Below are 311 nucleotides of genomic sequence, written 5' to 3'. Positions count from 1 at the left end.
GTTGCGGTTGATCGCGACCTCCCAGGAATTGAGGCTGTTGCGGGTGACCCGGTCGAGGTCCTTGGTGGTCGCCATCGGCACGCCGTTGTCCGCCACGATCACGTCGCCCTTCTGCAACCCGACCCGGGCCGCGATGGAGTTCTCGTCCACCGCCTGCACGGCCACGCCCTCGGCCGGGAAGTCCACCTGCATCTCCTCGGCCACCGCCGGCGAGGTGTTGTCGAGGGTCGCGCCGAGGAAGGGCGAGCGGGTCTTCACCTTGAGCGCGTCCCGGGGACGCGTCTCGGGAGCCGGGGCGGGCTTGACCGGGA

The 311-nt window shown here is 70.4% G+C and carries 1 protein-coding gene; it reads right to left on the bottom strand.

Annotated features, from left to right (window positions below; translation table 11 throughout):
- A partial coding sequence (locus ACLBX8_RS31850) for a PDZ domain-containing protein (RefSeq protein ID WP_447716431.1) occupies positions 1 to 311 on the bottom strand: 311 nt, incomplete at both ends.

The organism is Methylobacterium sp. D48H (assembly GCF_053345715.1).
Note: the sequence above shows the minus strand (reverse complement) of the source record. Positions and strands in the feature narration are given on the sequence as shown.